The 3,919-nt window shown below is 57.5% G+C and carries 3 protein-coding genes and 1 pseudogene; 2 read left to right on the top strand and 2 right to left on the bottom strand.

Annotated elements, in window-relative coordinates; translation table 11 throughout:
* On the top strand, nt 1–1,559 hold a 1,559-nt coding region (locus tag WBB85_RS06090), incomplete at its 5' end, for a choice-of-anchor Q domain-containing protein (RefSeq protein WP_432637739.1).
* Nucleotides 1,560–1,614: 55 nt separating this feature from the next.
* Here the strand turns inward: WBB85_RS06090 and WBB85_RS06085 are convergent.
* A complete protein-coding gene (locus WBB85_RS06085; RefSeq protein ID WP_432637738.1) occupies nt 1,615–2,481 on the bottom strand; it encodes a glycosyltransferase family 2 protein in 867 nt (288 codons plus the stop codon).
* A 384-nt stretch (nt 2,482–2,865) separates the two neighbouring features.
* On the opposite strand from WBB85_RS06085, the gene WBB85_RS06080 reads away from it, so the two are divergent.
* Nucleotides 2,866–3,528 (top strand): VPLPA-CTERM sorting domain-containing protein, encoded by a 663-nt coding sequence (locus tag WBB85_RS06080; RefSeq protein WP_432637737.1) that lies wholly within the window; start codon nt 2,866–2,868, stop codon nt 3,526–3,528.
* Between the two features lie 71 nt (nt 3,529–3,599).
* Here WBB85_RS06080 and WBB85_RS06075 read toward each other — a convergent pair.
* A pseudogene (locus WBB85_RS06075) lies at nt 3,600–3,919 on the bottom strand (CpsD/CapB family tyrosine-protein kinase); the annotation flags it as partial.

Genomic DNA, 3,919 nt, shown 5'->3' with positions numbered 1-3,919 from the left:
ATACCGGCGGCACCAACACGGGATCGACCGATACCGGCGGCACCAACACGGGATCGACCGATACCGGCGGTACCGACACGGGATCGACTGATAACGGCGGTACCGACACGGGATCGACTGATACCGGCGGTACCGACACGGGATCGACTGATAACGGCGGCACCGACACGGGATCGACTGATACCGGCGGCACCGACACGGGATCGACTGATACCGGCGGCACGTCTACCGGAACGACGGACACGGGCGGTACAACCACCGGAACAACCGGGGGGACGACAACCGGAACAACCACCGGAACGACTGGGGGAACAACGGGCGGTACGACATCCGGCGGTCCCTCCACCACGACCGGTGGTTCGACAACACCTCCGAGTGGTCAGGTCTGGCCATCCGTCGGTGCTGTGCTGGCTTCGGGTCAGCTGCAAGGCGGCGACCGCATCTTCCTGATGGATGGTTATCACGGAGCGATCTCCTTTCAGGGAATGCGATTCTCCACTCCCATCGTGGTCGCCCCGGTTGCCGGTGAAGTCGCACATGTCGACTCAATCCTCATCCGCGGTTCGAGCAATATCGTCTTTCAGGGCCTCAAAGTCTGGGCAACCTCGGCCAATGCCGGCACCGGCCCGCTTATCCGGAGCTATGGCGACACATCCGACCTGGCCTTTACCGATCTTGATGTGCGCGGCGTATCATCGTCGGCCAACTACATGCAGTGGGCGCAAACCGACTGGCAGAACTACAAGCGTGATGGCCTGATGATCGACGGTGACAGCGTAACGATCGCACGCAACCGCCTGACCGGTATCTTTCATGGCATCAAGAGCGTCGCCTCGAACACGCTGATGGAGGAAAACATCATCGACGGATTTGCCGGTGATGGTATGCGGGCCAATGGCGACAACTCCATCGTCCGCAAGAACAAGGTTCAGAACTGTTTTGCGATCAGTGCCAATCACATGGACGGCTTCCAGTCTTTCTCGACCGGTTCCGGCGGCAAGGTCGGGACGGGCACGGTCAAGAACCTGACCGTCGAAGACAACAAGATCTTCGAATGGACGTCCACGTCCACAAACCCGCTGCGCTGCAAGCTGCAGGGCATCTCGATGTTCGACGGTATGTATGATGGCATCGTCATCCGCAACAACGTCATCTCAACGCGGGCCTATCACGGCATCTCAATCAACGGCGCGATCAATACGCTCGTCGTCAACAACACCGTGGTCGATGCCAATGGTGCAAACGCAAAATGGCCGTGGATCCGGTTGTCACCGCACAAGAACGGAACACCTTCGCAGAACACGACCTTCGCGAACAACCTGGTAAACGGCAACAAGGTCACGGCGGATACGTCGAGGAACATCGTCTCGGCCAACAACGTCATCGTCATCAACGCGGCGAGCGAGTTTTCGTCGGTGGCCCAGCAGGACTTCTCGCTGAAGTCTACTGCGAAGGCGGCCAATGCTGGCCTGGCCAAATACGCGCCGCAGCTCGATATCATCGGAACGGCACGGCCGCTGGGCAAGGCGCCGGATGCAGGCGCATACGAAAACTTCTGACGAAGTGACCGACTGAAACATCGACCCCGCCGGGTAATCCCGGCGGGTTTTTTTTTTATGTTTCGCGTCCTGCTGCCTGCAGCATCATCCACCACGCCCGCCGCAACCGCAGCCGGACAAGGGTTGCAGCACCACGAAGCCGTTCTGAAGCACCGTTGAGTTTGGGGCTGAACAGAACCTTCGGAAGGTGCGCGACGGCGCTGAAGGGCATCGCGGCCCCTCTGACAAACCAGCGCAAGCGCCCGATGGGACCCGGATAGGTATCGCTATGAAGCGCAAACATCTCTCGGGTCAGACGTCTCCACTTCTTTTCAAGCGCAGGCCAGTCTGACCGGGTCGGGTGCGCGACGCGCAACTCCTCGGCCAGGGCAATCATACATCCCTTGCTGCGCGCCCTGCGACACCATTCCTCATCCTCCGACACACCATTGATGAACGGGCCGACCCGTTCAAACACTTCGCGGGAGGTGACGAGGTTCGCGGTAACCGAGAACCCCTTTTTTTCAATGTAGTTTCGATAGTTGAATGCGAAGACAGTCTCAAACGCCTGGGCACCGCTGCGCGGCGAAGGGGTTTCATCGAAGACATCTATTGCACCGCCAACAATATCTGACCGCTCCGCCACGGCAGAAATGGTCGCGAGCCAGTCTGACGCCGGAACACAGTCGGCATCCAGAAACGCAATGATCTCGGCCTGGGTTTCCTTCACGCCGCGATTTCGTGCGAGTGCGGCACCCTTTCCGGATTCCTCTACAAACCGGATCGAGGGAAAATCGTGCTGTAACTGCGAAAGCGATTCCGATGAACCGTTGTCAACGACAACGATGTCGATCCCGTTCGTATCGCCTTTGGATAACACCGACAAACAACGCCTTAGTCGGGCGGTATCGTTATAGTGGGGGATGATAACTGCTTGGTTCACGTGTCAGGCCATCTGATTCGGTCGGCCCAAGATTCTCGAGCCCCGGTATGAAGTCCAGCGCGGTGTGTTCTAAGATCCGAATTGAACATCTCAGTTGAAGTGCCGCTCATGACTGTCCCGGCATGGGAAACGGTAAGGCATTTTTTAAAAAATAGTTTCATACAATGGCCGACCCTGCGTTGCTATATCGGAAACAAAAATTTAATTACTGGCCGATAATTTTTATTAGGGAAACTAGCACAATCTGTAGTTGCAATTTCTGGTGGTAGCGAAAAACAAGGAAAAATAGTGTCAAATCAATGTTCCAAAACGCGTCGTATGTGGTAGAAATGAAGAAGATTAAATTTTTCTTACCGACAAGTCGTCGCAAGGGGTGGTAAAAAAATGCTTGGGAACTGGTGTACCGGTGCGCTCGCGGGTTTGGCGATGTTCGCTGGAGTATCGACTGCAGATGCTTATGTAATCGACTTCACGAAGGCAGGGACCGGCTCGTCCGGTACGCTGTTCAACGGGTCCGTGACCTGGGACATGACCGCCAGCGGCGTCCTGAACAATTCGCAAAGCTTCGATGGCAACGTCGCGCCGACGGGAACCGGCCTGTCGTTCGAGACCGACGGTTATGGCGTCGGTGCGCATGACGACGAGATCACGAACTACGCCAATAACAAGATGGAGTGGATCAAGGTGACGTTCAGCGCCCCGGTGCTGGTAAACGCCATCGCGTTCCTCGACCTCTTCCAGGCACCTGACAGAAGCTCGATGGAAGTTGGTCAGGCCTCGATCAATGGCGGTTCTCCGATCATCTCGCTTTACGCCACCGATATCGCTGGCACGGGCGCACCCGGTTTCGTCGGCGCATCTTTCGCCGCGATCTCGGTCACAGAGATTTTCTTCACGGTGCTCAGCTCCAATGACAACTACGGCTTTGCCGACGGCGCCCTTGCGGGTATCGGTCTGGCCCCGGTTCCTGTACCTGCAGCAGGCCTGATGCTGCTTGGTGGTCTTGGCGGCCTTGCGGCCCTGCGCCGTCGGCGCAAGACGGCCTGAGCACACTCTCAGTCAACGAAAAAGGCCGGGCATATCGCCCGGCCTTTTTTTGTTTTCCGCTCGCAGCAATCTCAGCTGTAGCCGCCGTAGTCGTAGCCCGTGGATCCATCCGCATAGCGGCACTTGTTCAGAACGACCCCTAGCACATTGGTTAGCTGGGCCAGTTCCTTTTCGCAGATATCGATATTGGGCAGGGTCGTGCTTTCCGCCGCCGCGACAAGCAGCGCGCAATCCACATTGCCAAGAAAGCCGACATTGTCGTCGCTGGCCAGCATCGGCGACATGTCGAACAGCATCACATCCGGCTGCCACTTTCGTTCGATCTCATCCAGAATCTCGCTTGTCCGACCTGCCTGCAGCAACTCTGCCGGGCGGCGCGACGGTGTGGAGT

Source organism: Albidovulum sp. (assembly GCF_049646345.1).
Lineage (GTDB): Bacteria > Pseudomonadota > Alphaproteobacteria > Rhodobacterales > Rhodobacteraceae > Albidovulum.
Note: the sequence above shows the minus strand (reverse complement) of the source record. Positions and strands in the feature narration are given on the sequence as shown.